The 17,766-nt window shown below is 66.5% G+C and carries 14 protein-coding genes and 2 tRNA genes; 3 read left to right on the plus strand and 13 right to left on the minus strand.

From position 1 onward, the window contains the following. Nucleotides 1–39 precede the first annotated feature (39 nt). Entirely contained in the window at nucleotides 40–1,941 is a 1,902-nt protein-coding gene (gene thrS / locus NSQ78_RS15205) for a threonine--tRNA ligase (RefSeq protein WP_049466967.1), read from the minus strand. A gap of 428 nt (nucleotides 1,942–2,369) precedes the next feature. Between thrS and NSQ78_RS15210 the strand changes: the two genes are divergently transcribed. From NSQ78_RS15210 to NSQ78_RS15220, 3 genes are read left to right on the plus strand one after another with little or no spacing between them, the layout of a single operon-like run. Continuing rightward, nucleotides 2,370–2,666, plus strand: coding sequence for a hypothetical protein (locus NSQ78_RS15210; protein ID WP_064238922.1), 297 nt, complete (start codon nucleotides 2,370–2,372; stop codon nucleotides 2,664–2,666). Beyond that, entirely contained in the window at nucleotides 2,666–2,929 is a 264-nt protein-coding gene (locus tag NSQ78_RS15215) for a hypothetical protein (protein ID WP_049469462.1), read from the plus strand. Before NSQ78_RS15210 ends, NSQ78_RS15215 begins: the two co-directional genes overlap by 1 nt. Nucleotides 2,930–2,939: 10 nt before the next feature. Next, nucleotides 2,940–4,499, plus strand: coding sequence for a PepSY-associated TM helix domain-containing protein (locus NSQ78_RS15220; protein ID WP_339206654.1), 1,560 nt, complete (start codon nucleotides 2,940–2,942; stop codon nucleotides 4,497–4,499). Between the two features lie 24 nt (nucleotides 4,500–4,523). Here the strand turns inward: NSQ78_RS15220 and NSQ78_RS15225 are convergent, their stop codons facing one another. From NSQ78_RS15225 to nuoN, 12 genes are all read right to left on the minus strand, one after another. Next, nucleotides 4,524–4,928, minus strand: coding sequence for a VOC family protein (locus tag NSQ78_RS15225; protein ID WP_049469454.1), 405 nt, complete (start codon nucleotides 4,926–4,928; stop codon nucleotides 4,524–4,526). A gap of 94 nt (nucleotides 4,929–5,022) precedes the next feature. After that, the gene (locus NSQ78_RS15230; protein WP_049469450.1) at nucleotides 5,023–6,213 is read right to left on the minus strand and encodes a glycoside hydrolase family 18 protein; all 1,191 of its coding nucleotides are present in this window, start codon (nucleotides 6,211–6,213) and stop codon (nucleotides 5,023–5,025) included. A gap of 287 nt (nucleotides 6,214–6,500) precedes the next feature. Then, complete coding sequence (gene pnp, locus NSQ78_RS15235) at nucleotides 6,501–8,609, minus strand: polyribonucleotide nucleotidyltransferase (RefSeq protein WP_049469447.1); 2,109 nt, start codon at nucleotides 8,607–8,609, stop codon at nucleotides 6,501–6,503. Between the two features lie 151 nt (nucleotides 8,610–8,760). Further along, complete coding sequence (gene rpsO, locus NSQ78_RS15240; protein ID WP_005417886.1) at nucleotides 8,761–9,021, minus strand: 30S ribosomal protein S15; 261 nt, start codon at nucleotides 9,019–9,021, stop codon at nucleotides 8,761–8,763. Between the two features lie 174 nt (nucleotides 9,022–9,195). Continuing rightward, nucleotides 9,196–10,104 (minus strand): tRNA pseudouridine(55) synthase TruB, encoded by a 909-nt coding sequence (truB, locus tag NSQ78_RS15245; protein WP_049469444.1) that lies wholly within the window; start codon nucleotides 10,102–10,104, stop codon nucleotides 9,196–9,198. A gap of 91 nt (nucleotides 10,105–10,195) precedes the next feature. Then, nucleotides 10,196–10,579 carry a 30S ribosome-binding factor RbfA gene (gene rbfA / locus NSQ78_RS15250; protein WP_049469441.1) on the minus strand — a complete coding sequence of 128 codons (384 nt, stop codon included), beginning with the start codon at nucleotides 10,577–10,579 and terminating at the stop codon, nucleotides 10,196–10,198. 150 nt (nucleotides 10,580–10,729) lie between these two features. Then, complete coding sequence (infB, locus tag NSQ78_RS15255) at nucleotides 10,730–13,375, minus strand: translation initiation factor IF-2 (protein ID WP_053460943.1); 2,646 nt, start codon at nucleotides 13,373–13,375, stop codon at nucleotides 10,730–10,732. A 92-nt stretch (nucleotides 13,376–13,467) separates the two neighbouring features. Further along, on the minus strand, nucleotides 13,468–14,979 hold the full coding sequence (nusA, locus tag NSQ78_RS15260; protein WP_014647859.1) for a transcription termination factor NusA: 1,512 nt from the start codon (nucleotides 14,977–14,979) through the stop codon (nucleotides 13,468–13,470). A gap of 4 nt (nucleotides 14,980–14,983) precedes the next feature. Next, nucleotides 14,984–15,574, minus strand: coding sequence for a ribosome maturation factor RimP (gene rimP / locus NSQ78_RS15265; RefSeq protein ID WP_019660578.1), 591 nt, complete (start codon nucleotides 15,572–15,574; stop codon nucleotides 14,984–14,986). Between the two features lie 367 nt (nucleotides 15,575–15,941). After that, nucleotides 15,942–16,018 (minus strand) — tRNA-Met (locus tag NSQ78_RS15270). Nucleotides 16,019–16,100: 82 nt separating this feature from the next. Further along, nucleotides 16,101–16,177 (minus strand) — tRNA-Met (locus NSQ78_RS15275). Between the two features lie 127 nt (nucleotides 16,178–16,304). Beyond that, nucleotides 16,305–17,765 carry an NADH-quinone oxidoreductase subunit NuoN gene (nuoN, locus tag NSQ78_RS15280; protein WP_032957446.1) on the minus strand — a complete coding sequence of 487 codons (1,461 nt, stop codon included), beginning with the start codon at nucleotides 17,763–17,765 and terminating at the stop codon, nucleotides 16,305–16,307. Between the last annotated feature and the right edge of the window lies 1 nt (nucleotide 17,766).

The raw sequence follows: 17,766 nt of genomic DNA on the forward strand, positions 1-17,766 counted from the left end.
ACCGGCCCGGGTGCCTGTGCCCCCGGACCGGACCTTTGCTTACGCGCCCTCGGCGTGGAGCCGCTCGATGAAGGCCTGCAGGCTCATGCTGCCCAGGTCTTCGCCAGAACGCGTACGCACCGCCACAGCCCCATTCTCCTTCTCGCGGTCACCGATGACCAGCAGGTAGGGCACGCGCTGCAACGTATGCTCGCGGATTTTATAGCCGATCTTCTCGTTACGCAAATCCGAGCTGACGCGGAAGCCTTGCTCCGCAAGGGTTTTGGTCACGCCCGAGACGTAATCGGCCTGGGCGTCGGTGATGTTGGCCACCACCACCTGGGTCGGCGCCAGCCAGGTCGGGAACTGGCCGGCATGGTGCTCGATCAAGATGCCCAGGAAGCGCTCCATCGAGCCGACGATGGCGCGGTGCAGCATGACCGGATGCTTCTTCTGGCTGTTCTCGTCCACGTACTCGGCGCCCAGGCGGCCCGGCATCATGAAGTCGACCTGCATGGTGCCCAGCTGCCAGGTGCGGCCGATGGCGTCCTTCAGGTGGTACTCGATCTTCGGGCCGTAGAAGGCGCCCTCGCCCGGCAGCTCCTGCCATTCCACGCCACAGCTGGACAGCGCCGAGCGCAGGGCGCCTTCGGCCTTGTCCCAGGTGGCGTCATCGCCAAGGCGCGATTCCGGGCGCAGCGCGATCTTGATCTGGATCTCGTCAAAGCCGAAGTGCTTGTAGACCGCCAGCGCCTGCTGGTGGAACGCGGTCACTTCCGACTCGATCTGGCTCTCGGTGCAGAACACATGGCCGTCGTCCTGGGTGAAGCCGCGCACGCGCAGGATGCCGTGCAGCGCGCCGGACGGCTCGTTGCGGTGGCAGGAACCGAACTCGCCGTAACGGATCGGCAGGTCGCGGTAGCTGTGCAAGCCCTGGTTGAACACCTGCACATGGCCAGGGCAGTTCATCGGCTTGACCGCGTAGGTGCGCTTCTCCGACTCGGTGAAGAACATGTTGTCCTGGTAGTTGTCCCAGTGGCCGGACTTCTTCCACAGGCTCACGTCCAGGATCTGCGGGCAACGCACTTCGCCGTAGCCGCTGCTGCGGTAGACCTTGCGCATGTACTGCTCGACCACCTGCCACAGTGCCCAGCCCTTCGGGTGCCAGAACACCAGGCCCGGCGCCTCTTCCTGCAGGTGGAACAGGTCCTGCTGCTTGCCGATGCGGCGGTGGTCGCGCATCTCGGCTTCCTCGATGCGCTTGATGTACGCCTCGAGCTGCTTCTTGTCGGCCCAGGCAGTGCCGTAGATGCGCTGCAGCTGTTCGTTCTGCGCATCGCCGCGCCAGTAGGCACCGGAAATGCGGGTCAGCTTGAAGGCCTTCAGGAAGCGGGTATTCGGTACGTGCGGGCCGCGGCACATGTCCACGTATTCCTGGTGGTAGTACATGCCCATCGCCTGGATGTCATCGGACATGTCCTCGATCAGGCGCAGCTTGTAGTCCTCGCCACGGGCCTTGAAGATCTCGATCACTTCGGCGCGCGGGGTCATCTTCTTGATGACGTCGTAATCCTGGGCGATCAGTTCACCCATGCGCTTCTCGATCGCGGCCATGTCGTCCGGGGTGAACGGGCGCTCGGAGTAGATGTCGTAGTAGAAGCCTTCGGCGATCACCGGGCCGATGACCATCTTCACATCCGGGTACAGCTGCTTGACGGCATGGCCGACCAGGTGGGCGCAGGAGTGTCGGATGATCTCCACGCCCTCCTCGTCCTTGGCGGTGATGATGCGCAGGCTGGCATCGTGATCGATGACGTCGCTGGCATCGACCAGCACGCCATCGACCGAACCGGCGATGGTGGCCTTGGCCAGGCCGGCGCCGATCGACTGGGCGACGTCCATGACGCTGACGGGGTTTTCGAACTCGCGGCGGCTGCCGTCGGGAAGGGTAATGTTGATCATCGCAGTGGCTTCGTGCGGGGCCCGCGGGGCGGGCTGGAAAGCGTTCCCGGGCCGTTGCCCGGGCAATAAAAAAGCGCCGCGAGGGCGCCTGCAACACAGGGCCTTCGGGGGCAGGTCAACAGTGGGCGGAGGTAGTGCTCATGTCGCACGCTCGGCCGGCGCTGGGCGCGGGCCACCTTGTTCCAGTCAGGGTTCTGCGGTGATCTTAAACCAGCGCACGGGAAAGCCCAAGGGCTGCCGTACGGTCCGCTGAATGGCGAGTGCTGGCGGCGTGAAAACGCAATGATTACCATGTCCGCGCAGCCCGCCCCGTGCCAGCCTGCCCGCTTTCCCCAGGACCTCGTGATGCGCCACCCGCTCCGACCGGCCCCCGCCGGCCCCGCCCGTGCCCCGCGTTCGCCGGCCCGCTGCCACGGCGGCCGCCCGCGATGATCACCGTCGGCCTCTCCACGCTGGGCTTCTGCAGCCTGGGCATGCTGGCGGCGATGTTCTCGGCACTGGCCTTCTATGCCGCCTCGCCGCACTGCCGCTGGCCCCGCCTGCGCCGCGCCGGCCGTCTCGGCCGCCAGATCGGCGTGGTCGCCGCTGCGGCCGCATTGTGGTTGTGGATGGCCGAGCTCGGCGTAGCCGCGGGCCTGGTGGCGATGCTGTGCACCTGGATGCTGGCCGCGATGCTGCTGCCGGCGCTGGCCGCCTGGCATCGCCCGGGCACGGAGTCACCCTGATGTGGCCGCGCGCCTTTGCCGGCATCATCGCCGGCTTCCTGCTCGCAGCCGCCGTCACCGGCCTGCTGGCCTGGCTGCCACCGGGCCCGTGGCAGCGTGCGCTGGTGCCGACCCTGATTGCCTTCATCCCGCTGTGGATGCTGGCCGCCCTGTGGGCGTTCAGCTTCCGCAGCGCACTGCGCGCCTGGCTGGTGCTGGGCGGCAGCGCCGCCGTTGGCTTCGCCGTGCTCGCGCTGCTGCGCCTGACCGGCGCGGTGCAATGAGATCCCTGCCATGAAGTTCAGTTCGCAGACCCTGCGCACGTTCACCACCCTGCACACCTGGGTCGGCCTGGTCGCCGGCTTCGGCCTGTTCGCGGCCTTCTACGCAGGTGCGCTGACCCTGTTCCATCACGACCTGCCGCTGTGGCAGACCCCGGGCGCAGCCACGGCGTTGCCGGCCGGCCTGGATGACGCGCAGTACCTGCTGGAAGACGTGCTGGCGGCCCATCCGGAAGCGCGCCGCCACGTGGGCATGACGTTCCCCGGCGCCGAGCACCCGCAGCCACTGGCGTACTGGCAGGCCGACGACGGCAGCTGGCGCTATGCCTGGCCGGGCCAGATCGCCGGCAGCCCAGCCCCGCCGCAGACCGGACTGGCCGAACTGGTCAACGAACTGCACTACAGCCTCGGCCTGCCGGTGGCCGGCGTCTACGTGATGGGTATCGTCAGCCTGCTGTATGGCATGGCGCTGCTGAGCGGGCTGGTGATCCATCTGCCGAAGCTGTTCGGCGACCTGTTCGCGCTGCGGCCGGGCCGCAACCTGAAGCAGTTGTGGCAGGACGCGCACAATGTGATCGGCGTGCTCAGCCTGCCCTTCCACCTGATGTTCGCGGTCACGGGCGCCCTGCTCTGCCTGGTGTTCGTGCAGATGGCCCTGCTCAATCCGCTGATCTACGACGGCAAGGCACTGCAGGCGGTACCGACGGCGATGGACACCGCACCGGTGCGCGAGGCCAGTGGCATTCCGGCGCCGCCGGGCAGCCTGCGCGTGCTGCATGCGCGCGCACTTGAAGTCGCCCGCGCACAGGGCGTGGCCAACTTCGAGCCGGCCTACCTGAAGCTGGCCAACGCCGGCGACGCCAACGCCACCATCGAGATCACCGGCGAGGCCAGTGGCACCCTCGGCCCGCTTGGCGCCGTGGCGTTGGATGTGGCCAGCGGCGACCTGCTGGCCTCCCAGCTGCCGGGCCAGCGCGATGCCAACCACGCCACCCTCAGTGCCGCCTATGCACTGCACTTCGGTGAGTTCGGCAACGGCGTGGTGGTCTGGCTGTACTTCCTGCTCGGCCTCGGCGGTGCGTTCCTGTTCTACTCCGGCAACCTGCTGTGGATCGAGTCGCGGCGCAAGCGTCGCCAGCCGCACCAGCCGCGTGCCGGTGTGAACATGGCGCGGGCCACGGTCGGCGTCTGCATCGGCCTGTGCGTGGCGATCTCGGTCGCGTTCATCACTGCACTGGTGCTGGAGCGGCTGGCACCGTCGGCCGTCGACCACGGCATCCGCTGGGCCTGCTTCGGCAGCTGGGCGGCCTGTGCGCTGTGGGCCGCGCTGCGTCGCCCGGCGCAGGCCGCACGCGAACTGCTGTGGGCCGCGGCGATCAGCACCGCGCTGGTGCCGGTGCTGCACGGCGCGCTCAATGGAGATTGGCTGTGGCGCGCGGCCGCGCGGGGGCACTGGCCCCTGTTCTGGGTCGATGCCATCGCGCTGGCGATGGCCTTCGGCTTCGCCCGCCTGGCCGTGGCCAGCCAGCGGCGCGCCCGCAGCGGCGACCCCAACAGCGTCTGGGCCAACTAAGCTTTCGCCGGGCATGGCCCGGCGCTACCGCTGCGGGTGTTCTTCGCCCGGGTAACGACTTATTTCGATCAGGTTGCCATCCGGGTCGCGGACGTACACCGATTCGATCGGCCCCAGCGCACCGGTGCGTGCGACCGGCCCCTGCTCCACCGCCACGGCATGCGCCCGCAGGTGTGCCAGCACATCGGCCGTCGCTGTGCGCGTGACCAGGCACAGGTCGGCACTGCCCGGCGTCGGCCGCAGCGCGTGCGGTTGCAGCGGTGCGCTGGCCGGATGCAGGTTGATTTTCTGCTGGCCGAACTGCAGCGCGGTGCGACCGGCACCGAAGCGCACGATCTGCATGCCGAGCACGCGCTGGTAGAAATCACAGCTGCGTTCGATGTCGGCGACGGTGAGGACCAGGTGGTCCAGGCGTTCGAGATGGATCATGCGCAAAGCGTAGCGCCGCCGGCGTCGTCGCAGTGTGCGGTGTCGGGCCGGTGGCGTTGCCGCACGGCGCCGGGCGTGACCCGGCGCCGCCGACTCAATCGCCGATGCGCGCTTTCTGCCACGGGCCGAGCATGGCGTTGAGCAGGCTGGCCTGCCCGTCGTCGCCGGTCAGTTCCCACATGAACACCCCGGCCAGGCCCTGCTCGCGGGCGAACTGGGCACGCAGGCCGATCGAGCGCGGGTCTTCATAGCTGATGAAGATCTTCTGCCCGGCGTTGTACAGCCACGGGCTCTGCGCCTGCGGTTGCCAGTGCTTGGTCCAACCCGGCTGGTCGAGATAACGCGCTTTGATCACCCGCCAGTCGCCGGCATCGGCGGGTGCGCTGTAGGGCTGATACAGGCCATCCGGCGCATCACCGGTAACCTTGAAGCCGCGCCCGTAGAAAGGCACGCCCAGCACCAGCTTGTCGGCCGGCACGCCGTGCTCGCGGTAGTACTGCACCGCACCGGCCACGTTGTTCCAGCGCCGCAGTTCCGGCGCCAGCGGATCGGCCGGCACTTCATGCAAGGGCGCATTGAAGGTCGACACCGAAGAGAAGCCGGTGCCCATGTCGTAGCTCATCAGGTTGATGAAATCCAACACCTTGGCCAGCGCCGGCAGGTCGTAACTCGCGGCCGGATCGTAAGGACCGTCGGTCTGCAGGCGTCCAGCGGCCAGCGCGGCAGTCAGCAGCATCGGCTGTCCCGCCTTGCGGCCGCGCGCGTCGAGTGCCTGGCGGAACGCCTGCGCGAGCAGGGTCAGGTTGGCGCGATCCTGCGGGCGGTGCGCCAGCTCCTTCGGCCCGCCACTGACCGGAAATTCCCAGTCGATGTCGACGCCGTCGAAACTGCCCGCGTGGCGATCGAAGAACAGCGCCATGCACGAGTCGACCATGCGCCTGCGGCTGGCCTCGGTCAGTGCCGCATCGGAGAACCCGCCTGCGCCCCAGCCCCCAATCGAGATCAGCGTGCGCAGGTGCGGATGCGCCCTCTTGAGCTCGGCCAACGCGGCGAAGTTCTTCGGCGCTTCCGCGCCGACCGTGCAGCGCCCGTCCTCGAGGGTGGAGAACGCATAGAACAGGTGCGTCAGGCGCTCGGCCGGAATGTTCGAGACCGGATAGCGCTCGGCCGAACCGCCCGGGTAGTAAGCGCCGAAGATCGGCGGCTGTGCGGGCCGCGCATGCGCGGCGATGGGCAAGGCACCGGCAATCAGCACGGCAAGGACGGCCACGGTCTGGCGGAACATGGGATCTCCCGGTTCGAAGGCGCAGCCACGTTAGCAAACGGATGGGGCGGCGGGACGCATGTCGCGGCATGTCGTCCCATGGACAGGCGCGATCCGTACAACCATGACAGAACGATGGCCACGTCGCGGCTTCCATGCACTGCAGCAGGACATGCAGCGACCTGGATGAGCGGCACTTCATGACATCAAGGCAAAGAAAAAGCGGGCCGAAGCCCGCTTTTTCATTTCAGCAATTCCAGAAGCGTGTCAACCAAGGTTGACAGCTACCGTAATCGACCTGAGGTCGATTACTCGGCGCTGACGGCGTCGCCTTCTTCCACGGCCTTCATCGACAGGCGGATACGGCCCTGCTTGTCGACTTCCAGCACCTTGACCTTGACCACATCGCCTTCCTTCAGCACGTCGCCGACCTTCTCGACGCGATCGCTGGAGATCTGCGACACGTGGACCAGGCCGTCCTTGCCCGGCAGGATCGTGACGAACGCACCGAAGTCCATGATCTTGGCGACCTTGCCTTCGTAGATGCGGCCCGGCTCGACGTCCGAGGTGATCTGCTCGATGCGGGCCTTGGCGGCCTGGGCAGCGATGGCGTTGACCGAAGCGATGACGATGGTGCCGTCATCCTGGATGTCGATCTGGGTGCCGGTTTCCTTGGTGATGGCCTGGATGGTCGAACCGCCCTTGCCGATCACTTCGCGGATCTTGTCCGGGTGGATCTTGATGGTCAGCAGGCGCGGCGCGTAGTCCGACAGCTCTTCACGCGGCGCGGTCAGGCCGTGGGCCATTTCGCCCAGGATGTGCAGGCGGCCAGCCTTGGCCTGCTGCAGGGCCTGCTTCATGATCTCTTCGGTGATGCCTTCGATCTTGATGTCCATCTGCAGGGCGGAGATGCCCTCAGCAGTACCGGCCACCTTGAAGTCCATGTCGCCCAGGTGATCTTCGTCACCCAGGATGTCGGACAGGACGACGAAGCGCTCGCCTTCCTTGACCAGGCCCATGGCAATACCGGCCACCGGTGCCTTCACCGGCACGCCGGCGTCCATCAGGGCCAGCGACGAGCCGCAGACCGACGCCATCGACGAAGAACCGTTCGACTCGGTGATTTCCGAGACGACGCGGATGGTGTACGGGAACGATTCCAGCGACGGCATGACAGCCAGCACGCCACGCTTGGCCAGGCGACCGTGGCCGATTTCGCGGCGCTTCGGGCCCATCATGCGGCCGCACTCACCCACCGAGAACGGAGGGAAGTTGTAGTGGAACAGGAAGTTTTCCTTGTACTCACCAGCAACGGCGTCGATGACCTGGCCGTCACGGGCGGTGCCCAGCGTGATGGTCACGATGGCCTGGGTTTCGCCACGGGTGAACAGCGAGGAACCGTGGGTACGCGGCAGCACGCCGGTCTTCACGGTGATCGGGCGGACGGTGTCCAGCGCACGGCCGTCGATGCGGACCTTGGTGTCCAGCACCGAGTCACGCATGGTGCGGTATTCCAGTTCGCCGAATTCCTTCGACAGCTCGGCCGGGTTCCAGCCTTCGGCGGCCACGCGGCCGGCCAGGGCTTCGAACACGTCCTTCTTGATCGCCGAGATGGCGTCACGGCGCTGCAGCTTGTCACGCACCTGGAAGGCTTCGCCCAGGCGCGGGCCGATGGCTTCCTTCAGGGCGGAGATCAGCGCGTCGTTCTTGGCCGGGGCTTCCCAGGTCGACGGCTTGGTGCCGGCTTCGACGGTCAGTTCGTTGATCGCGTTGATGACCTTCTGCATTTCGCGGTGACCGAAGGTCACGGCGCCCAGCATCACTTCTTCGGACAGCAGCGCGGCTTCGGATTCAACCATCAGCACGGCGTTGGAGGTACCGGCGACGACCAGTTCCAGCTGCGAGTCAGCCAGTTCGCTGACGGTCGGGTTGAGGATGTACTCGCCGTTCTTGTAACCGACCTTGGCAGCGCCGATCGGACCCATGAACGGGGTGCCGGCCAGGGCCAGGGCAGCCGAGGCACCGATCAGGGCCGGAATGTCACCGTCCACGTCCGGGTTCAGCGACATCACCGTGGCGATGATCTGCACTTCGTTCTTGTAGTCTTCCGGGAACAGCGGGCGGATCGGACGGTCGATCAGACGCGAGATCAGGGTTTCCTTCTCGGTCGCACGGCCTTCACGCTTGAAGAAACCACCCGGGATACGGCCGCCGGCGTAGAACTTTTCCTGATAATCGACGGTCAGCGGGAAGAAGTCCTGGCCTTCGCGCGCGCTCTTGGCGGCGACGGCGGTGACCAGCAGTACGGTGTCATCCATCTTGACGATGACGGCGCCGCTGGCCTGACGGGCGACTTCGCCGGTCTCAAGCGTGACGGTGTGCTTGCCGTACTGGAAGGTTTTGGTGATTTTTGCCACGGAGGGTGTCCTTGGGGATGCTGTCTGCGAATTTGGACCGTCGGCGACCCTTGCCGCCAGCGGGTGACCGGATCGTTCCGGCCTGAATCGGGGATTGCGGTACTACAAAACAAAACCGCGGCGCATCGCTGCGCCGCGGGGGATTCGTTGCTTAGCGACGCAGGCCAAGCTTCTCGATCAGGGCCTTGTAGCGCTCGACGTCCTTCTTCTTCAGGTAGTCGAGCAGGCTGCGACGGCGGTTGACCATCTGCAGCAGGCCGCGGCGGCTGTGGTGGTCCTTCTTGTGGGTCTTGAAGTGGCCGGTCAGCAGTTCGATGCGGGCGGTCAGCAGGGCCACCTGGACTTCCGGGGAGCCGGTGTCAGCGGCGCTGCGCTTGTTGTCTTCAATGACCTTCTGGGTGTCGATCGACATTTTCTTTTTTCTCTGTGATGCGTGGCCGGCAGGAACGCGCTTCGCGCACCGCCAGGCTCGCCGTGGACTACGAGGATGAAACCTGCGCGGGGCAGGCTGCCGGAAAACGGCCGCGAAATTGTAACGGCCGGGGGCTTCCGGGACAAGGACCGGGGCTGAACCGGGAGGCCCGGGTCAGAGGTTGAAACGACGCTGCGGGGCCAGCAGGCCACTCTCATCGACCTGGCCCAGGCCCTGGACAGCATCGTCCGGTCCAAACACGGCCACCAGGCCACGGGGCCAGGACAGGTCGCGCTGGCGCTGGCCGACGCAGAACCGGTGGGCCTGCTCGGCATCGAGGTCGACCCGGGGGTATTCCGCCAGGCCGGCCGCCAGCGGCAGCAGCAGCGCGTCCATGCCCGCCTCGTCCCCGGCCTCGGCCATCGCCCGCAGCTGGTCCAGGGTGACCATGGCCGGCTCGCGGAACGGCTCGACCCACAGCCGGCGCAGCGCACTGATATGGGCGCCACAGCCCAGGCGTTCGCCGAGGTCGCGGGCCAGGCTGCGGATGTAGGTGCCGGAGCCACAGGTCACGCGCAGCCGCAGTCGTTCCGGCTGCTGCTCGAGTACGTCGATGGCGTGCACCTGCACCTCGCGTTCGGGCGCCTCGATGACATCACCGCGGCGGGCCTTCACATACAGCGGTTCACCGCCCTGCTTCAGCGCCGAATAGATCGGGGCACGCTGGCGGATGTTGCCGGTCAAAGGCGCCAGCGCCGCCTGCAGGGCTTCGGCGCTGATTGCCGGCACCGGGCGCTGCAGCAGCACCTGGCCTTCGGCATCGTCGGTATCGGTGGTCTGGCCGAGCACGATCTCGGCATCGTAGGCCTTGGCCGACCCCAGCAGCAGGCCAGCGATCTTGGTCGCCTCGCCGAAGCACAGCGGCAGCAGGCCGGTGGCGAGCGGGTCGAGGCTGCCGGTGTGGCCGCCCTTCTCGGCACGGAACAGGCGGCGCGCCACCTGCAGGGCGGCGTTGGAGCTCATGCCGGTCGACTTGTCGAGCAGCAGGATGCCATCCAGGCGGCGGAACTGAATTCGGGTCATGACAGGATTGTGTAGCGCCGAGCCATGCTCGGCTTCCGCAGCGATGCGCGAGATCGAAAGCAGCCGAGCATGGCCCGGCGCTACAGGGACATTATTCGTCGTCGCTCTCGCGACGCTTCTCGGCGGCCAGCGTATCGGGCAGGTCGCGCAGGATGTTGTCGATGTGCTCACCACGGTCGACCGAGTCGTCGTAGTGGAAGTGCAGTTCCGGCACGTGGCGCAGCTTCATCGCACGCGCCAGGTCCATGCGCAGTCGGTAGCCCAGCTCCTTCAGCCCGGCCACGGCCTCGGCGGAGCGCTCGGGCATCAGCGCGGTGACGAACACCTTGGCATGGGCCATGTCACGGGTGATTTCCACGTCGGACACGCTCACCGAGGGCAACCCATGCTCGCGCACGGCGTTGTGCACCAGGGTGCCGAGTTCACGGCGCAGCTGGGCGGAGACACGGTCGGTTCGATGGAAAGTCTTGGGCACGAGGAGCTCTTGGTTCAGTTGTCGCCCGACCAACGGTCGGGCGCTACATCTACATGGTACCCGACCGTGGGTCGGGTTCTACAGCATGGCAGGGCCCGACCGGGCTCTACCAGGGCAGGGCCCGACCGCTGGTCGGGCCACCGTGCAGCATTACAGGGTGCGCGGCACTTCGATGCGCTCGAAGCACTCGATCTGGTCGCCCGGCTTGACGTCGTTGTAGGCCTTCACCGCGATACCGCATTCGGTACCGTTGCGGACTTCCTCGACGTTCTCCTTGAAGCGGCGCAGCGATTCCAGTTCGCCCTCGAAGATCACCACGCTGTCGCGCAGGACGCGGATCGGCTTGTTGCGCTTGACCACGCCCTCGATGACCATGCAGCCGGCGACGGCACCCAGCTTCGAGCTGCGGAAGACGTCGCGGACCTCGGCGATACCGATGATCTCTTCGCGGATTTCCACGCCCAGCAGACCGGAAGCCACCTGCTTCACCTGGTCGATCACGTCATAGATGATCGAGAAGTAACGCAGGTCGACTCCGTTGGATTCGATGATGCGACGCGCCGAAGCGTCCGCACGCACGTTGAAGCCGATGACGGTGGCCTTCGACGCGGCTGCCGAGTTGGCATCCGACTCGGTGATGCCGCCCACGCCGGAGTGGATCACGTTGATGCGGATGTCGTCGTTGGACAGCGCGACCAGTGCCTGGCTCAGGGCCTGCACCGAACCCTGCACGTCGGCCTTGATGACCAGGTTGAGGACCTGCTGGCCCTCGCCCTTGCCCAGGGTCGCCATGATGTCTTCCATGCGGCTGCCGGCAGTAGCGACCAGGCGCGATTCACGGCGCTTGGTCTCACGCTGCTGGGCCACGTCCTTGGCCAGGCGCTCGTCCTCGACCACCACGAAGTCGTCACCCGCTTCGGGCACGCCGGACAGGCCCAGGACCTGCACCGGAATGGACGGGCCGGCGAACTCCGGCTGCTTGCCGGTCTCGTCGAACAGCGCACGCACGCGGCCGTACTGGATGCCGCACACCAGGTAGTCGCCCTTCTTCAGGCGGCCCTGCTGCACCAGCACCGTCGCGACCGGGCCGCGGCCCTTGTCCAGCGACGATTCGATCACCACGCCCGAGGCGCGGCCTTCATCGACCGCCTTCAGTTCCAGCAGTTCGGCCTGGATCGAGATGGCGTCCAGCAGGTCGTCGATGCCCAGGCCGGTCTTGGCCGAGATCTCCACCATCTGGGTGTCACCACCGAAGTCTTCGGCCACGACCTGCTCGGACAGCAGTTCGTTCTTGACCCGCATCGGATCGGCGTCGGACTTGTCGATCTTGTTGATCGCCACGATCAGCGGCACACCCGCCGAACGGGCGTGCTGGATCGCTTCCTTGGTCTGCGGCATGACGCCGTCATCGGCGGCCACGACCAGCACCACGATGTCGGTCAGCTTGGCGCCGCGCGCACGCATCGAGGTGAAGGCGGCGTGGCCCGGGGTGTCCAGGAAGCTGATCACGCCCTTGGGCGTGTCCACGTGGTAGGCACCGATGTGCTGGGTGATGCCGCCCGCTTCGCCGGTGGCGACCTTGGTGCGGCGGATGTAATCCAGCAGCGAGGTCTTGCCGTGGTCGACGTGGCCCATGATGGTGACCACCGGCGGACGCTGGGTGGCCTCGCCCTGGTTTTCACCGGCGGAGGCCAGCAGTGCGTCTTCGGCGTCGTTGTCGTTGGCACGGATCGCCTTGTGGCCGAGTTCTTCGGTCACCAGTGCGGCGGTGTCGTGGTCGATGGACTGGGTGATGGTCGCCATCACGCCCATCTTGAACAGCGCCTTGACCACCTCGCCGCCCTTCAGCGCCAGCTTCTGCGCCAGGTCGGCCACGGTGATGGTGTCGCCGATCGCCACTTCACGCACCACCGGTGCGGTCGGACGCTCGAAGGCGTGCGGACCGGCATTGTTGCCACCGCGCGACATGTCGCGACGGCCACCGGCCTGGTTGCGGCCGCCCGGACGACCCCGGGTGTTGCTGTTGTTGCTGTTGCCACGACGCGCACGATCGGCGGCCGACAGGTGCATCTGGCCGGCGAAACGGTCACCCGGGCCACGCTCGTTGCGCGGCGCGCTGCGGTTGTTGCGGTCGTCGTTGCGCGGCGGCGGCGGTGCACCACGCGGCGCAGCCGGGGCTGCGGCCGGGGTACGCGGCGGGCGCGGCGCGGTTTCGTCGATCGGAGCACGCTTGGGCTTGCTGGCAGCCAGCGTCTCGGCCGCCTTGGCGGCAGCCGCAGCTTCCTCGGCGGCCTTCTTCTCGGCCTCGGCGCGTTCCTTGGCGGCGGCCTCTTCCTCACGGGCACGGACGATGGCTTCGTCGCGCAGACGATCCTTTTCGGCCAGGGCCTGCTGTTCGGCGAGGTTGCGCGCGCGCGACTCTTCCAGCTTGCGCAGGATGTCGGCGCGCTCTTCGTCCGGCGTCATGGCGCGAGCACCATCCTTGACGTAGGTCCGCTTCTGGCGCACCTCGACATTCACGGTCGTCTTGCTGCGACCGGAATTGACCGTCACTTCCTGCTGCTTCCGGCGGTTGAGCGTGATCTTCTTTGCAGACTGATCGGTCTCTTCCGGGGCCTGCTCGGGCTTGCCGTGCGAACGACGAAGGAAGCCCAGGAGCTTCACCTTCTCGGAGCTGGTCACGACCTGGTCGGGACCGCTGAACTTCATGCCGGCACCGGCCAGCTGTTCCAGCAGTTTTTCGACCGGCGTGTTGACCAGTTCGGCAAGCTTGCGGATGGTGGTTTGCTGCGACATTCGGATCCTATGATCTTGTGGGCGCCCCCCCGCATCTGGAGGTGGCGCGGATTCTACGCCCTGAGCGGCTCAGGGCCCTGTTCATTGCCGGCTCATTCGCCGCGTTCCAGTCGGGCGATCTCCTCGGCACGGGCGGCCAGGATCAGCGCAGCGGCGCGCGCCTGATCCAGTCCTTCGATGCCGAAGTCCATGACCTCGTCGGCGGCCAGGTCGGACAGATCCTCGCTGGTACGCACGCCGTGGCCGGCCAGCGCGTATGCGGTGGCTTCGTCCATGCCCTTCAGGGACAGCAGGTCCTGCGCCGGCTGGCCGTCTTCAAGGCCTTCTTCGACTGCCAGGGCCTCATTGAGCAGCGCATCGCGGGCACGAGCGCGCAGCTCTTCGACGATGTCCTCGTCGAAACCTTCCACGGCCAGCAGTTCGCCGACCGGGACATATGCGATTTCCTCGACGGTGCCGAAGCCTTCGCTGACCAGGATGCCGGCAATTTCCTCGTCCACTTCCAGCTTGTCCATGAACAGCTGGCGGGCGGCAGCCTGCTCGGCCTCCGACTTGGCGGTGACCTGGTCCTGGGTCATCACGTTGAGCTGCCAGCCGGTCAGGCGGCTGGCCAGCCGTACGTTCTGGCCACCCTTGCCGATCGCCTGGGCCAGGCGGTCTTCGGCAACGGCCAGGTCCATCGAGTGCTTGTCTTCATCGACGATGATCGACTGCACTTCGGCCGGTGCCATCGCGTTGATGACGAAGTTGGCCGGGTTGTCGTTCCACAGCACGATGTCCACGCGCTCGCCATTGAGCTCGTTGGACACGGCCTGCACGCGCGAACCGCGCATGCCGATGCAGGCACCGATCGGATCGGTGCGCTGGTCGTGGGCCAGCACGGCGATCTTGGCGCGGTCGCCCGGGTCACGTGCACAGGCCTTGATTTCCACCAGGCCCTGGCCGACTTCCGGCACTTCCAGCTTGAACAGCTCGATCATGAATTCCGGCGCGGCGCGGCTGATGAACAGCTGCGGGCCACGCGGCTCGGAACGCACTTCGGCCAGGTAACCACGCACGCGGTCACCGGCGCGCAGCACGTCGCGCGGGATGCCCTTGTCCTTCGGGATGAAGCCTTCGGCGTTGCCACCCAGGTCGACATAGATGTTGCCGCGCTCGGCGCGCTTGACCACGCCGGTGATCAGTTCACCCACGCGGTCCTTCCACGCATCCACGACCTGCTGGCGCTCGGCTTCGCGCACGCGCTGGACGATGACCTGCTTGGCCGCCTGGGCAGCGATGCGGCCGAAATCCGGGTTCTCGATCTGCTCTTCGATGTAGTCGCCGACCTCGACGCCCTCGGCTTCGTCGACGGCGTCCATCAGGCGGATCTGGCGGTCGGGCGATTCCATGACCACGTCATCGGCCACCACTTCCCAGCGGCGGAAGGTTTCGTAGCTGCCATCCTTGTGGTCGATGACCACGCGGGTCAGCACTTCCTCGTCGGGATAGCGCTTCTTCGCTGCCGAGGCCAGGGCGGCCTCGATGGCATCGAAGATCACTTCACGCGGCACGCCCTTCTCGTTGGCGACTGCGTCGACTACCAGCAACAGTTCCTTGCTCATTGGCTCACTCCGCGCGCGGCTTCTTTGCCGCCGGCTCGTTGGAAGAAGAATTCGTGTTCGGCTTCGGACGCTTCGGTGCCGGACCGGTCGGCTTGCTCGGGGCCAGCCCCAGCGCCACCCAGTCGGGCATGATCCGTGCCTTGTCGATGTTGTCGGCCGACACGACCACTTCGGCCTTGTCGACGATGAACGTGATGGTCCCCGCCGCCTCGTCGGTCGCTTCGATACGACCCTGCAGGCGACGACGGTTGTCCTGCGGCAGCTTAAGCGTGACCTTGGCCGATTCGCCCTGGTGGCGGGCAAACTGCTCCAGGTTGAACAGCGGCCGGTCCACGCCCGGCGAGGACACTTCCAGCGTGTAATTGCCGCTGATCGGGTCCTCGACGTCCAGCTGCGCCGACACTTCGCGGCTGACCCGCTCGCAGTCGTCGACATTGATGATGCGCTCGGGCTGTTCAGCCAGCGGCACGTCGATGTAAAGGCGCAGGGTCGCACCGCCGGGGGCCGGCAGATACTCAACGCCCAGCAGCTCCAGGCCCAGCGACACAACGGTCGGGGCGAGCAGATTCGCGATGTCGGTTGCCTTGTCGCTCACAGCCTGCCTTGATCTCTATGGTTGGGTGCCGGCCTTGGCCGGCGTGGAAACATGACGCCCCGGAAACGACAAAGGGCCCGCTGGGCCCCTTTTCCGGAAAGACTCCGGTGACTGGATTCCGGTTGCAACCCGCATGGCCTGCTGGTTGCGGCCCTCCTTCCGGATCTGGACTCCCGCCGGGAGGCCGCCTTCAGGGGTACTGCTAGGCCGCTGATGATAGCGGCTGCACCGCGCTGGTGCAAGGTGCGGACCCGGGGTCAGATCCCTTTTGCCGTGGAAGAGGGATCTGACCCCGATCACGCGGACACGACGCAGACCCCAAAGAAAAACGCCTCCGAAGCAGGGCTTCGAAGGCGATTCCTTTACTTGGTAGCGGGGGCAGGATTTGAACCTGCGACCTTCGGGTTATGAGCCCGACGAGCTGCCAGACTGCTCCACCCCGCATCAGAAGCGGAATTATGAGCGATTGCTTCGAAACATGCAAGCGATCCCTCATTCATCAAACCGGTTGGCGCCGATCCGACGTTGGTAGCGGGGGCAGGATTTGAACCTGCGACCTTCGGGTTATGAGCCCGACGAGCTGCCAGACTGCTCCACCCCGCACCGGAAGTACTTGAACTGCTGCCCCGCCCTTTCGAGGGAGGCTGCCGCAACGATGTTCTGGCTGAACCGCTGCAGTGACAACTCAGGCTGCGCATATTACACGAATCGCGCAGCTTTGTGTCAACTTTTATGCAAGATGCGCAAATGCCTGCTGGCACCAGACCATGATCGGGTTCCAGGCCAGGCCCAGCGCGAGCAGCGCCAGGGCATTCACGCCCAGCACCACGCCCAGCACGCGGTCATTGCTGCGCGGCATGGCCTCGCCCACCGGCTCATCGAAGTACATGACCTTGATGACGCGCAGGTAGTAGAAGCAGCCGACCACGGCGCACAGCACGCCGAGGATGGCCAGCCACAGCAGGCCGCCGTTGACGGCCGCGCCCAGCACCGCCAGCTTGGTCCAGAAGCCCAGGAACGGCGGGATACCGGCCAGCGACGCCATGATGCACAGCACCAGGCCGGCCATCCACGGGTTGCGGGCGTTCAGGCCCTTGAAGTCCTCGATGTTCTCGGCTTCAAAGCCGGCACGCGACAGCGCGATGATCGCGCCGAAGGCCGCGGTGGACATGATCGCGTAGGCCAGTGCGTAGAACAGCGCGGCGGCGTAGCCCTGCGAACCGCCACCGGCGATGCCCATCAGCAGGAAGCCGATGTGCGAGACGGTGGAGAACGCCAGCATGCGCTTGAGGTTGCTCTGCGCGATGGCCATCAGGTTGCCGATGACCAGCGATACCGCGGCCAGGCCGGCGATCAGCAGCTGCAGTTCGGTCGACAGCGGACCCACGCCCATTTCCAGCAGGCGGTAGGCCATGCCGAACGCGGCCAGCTTCGGCGCCGAGCTGATGAACAGTGCGATCGGTGCCGGGGCACCCTGGTACACGTCCGGCAGCCACATGTGGAACGGCGCGGCACCCAGCTTGAAGGCGACGCCGGCGATCATGAACACCGCACCGGTGATCAGCAGCACGCGCTCTTCCGAGTGCGGGATGGCCTCACGGATCACATCCAGGTGCAGGCTGCCGGTGGCGCCGTAGATCAGCGACATGCCGTACAGCAGCAGGCCCGAGGCCAGCGAACCCAGCACGATGTACTTCATCGCCGCTTCCGAGGCCAGGCCGCTTTCGCGGTTGCTGGCGACCAGGGCGTAGGAGCACAGCGCCAGCAGTTCCAGGCCCAGGTAGACCATCAGCAGGCTGCCGGCCGAGACCAGGATCATCATGCCGGCGGTGCCGAACAGGATCAGCACCGGGATCTCGCCCTGGAACAGGTCGCGGTCACGCAGGTAGCGCCAGCCGTAGACCAGGGTCAGGCCGCTGAGCAGCACGATCCCGGTCTTCATCACGTCCGCGGCGGTATCGCGCACGAACATGCCATGGAAGACCTCGCCCTGCCCGCCCACGCCGGTGGCCAGCATGAACAGCACCACGGCCAGCGCAGCGAGCGAGAACAGGTGGGTGACGATCTTGTTCCGGTTGCTGACGAACAGGTCGAGGATCATCAGGGCGAAGGCGCTGCCGATCAGCACCAGCTCGGGAGCGAGCGGTGGCAGGTCAGCGGCGGTCAATGGCAGCAGCGGCGAGGTGGTCATC

The sequence above is a fragment of the Stenotrophomonas sp. FSL W7-1447 genome (genome assembly GCF_037966425.1).
GTDB classification, from domain to species: domain Bacteria; phylum Pseudomonadota; class Gammaproteobacteria; order Xanthomonadales; family Xanthomonadaceae; genus Stenotrophomonas; species Stenotrophomonas pavanii.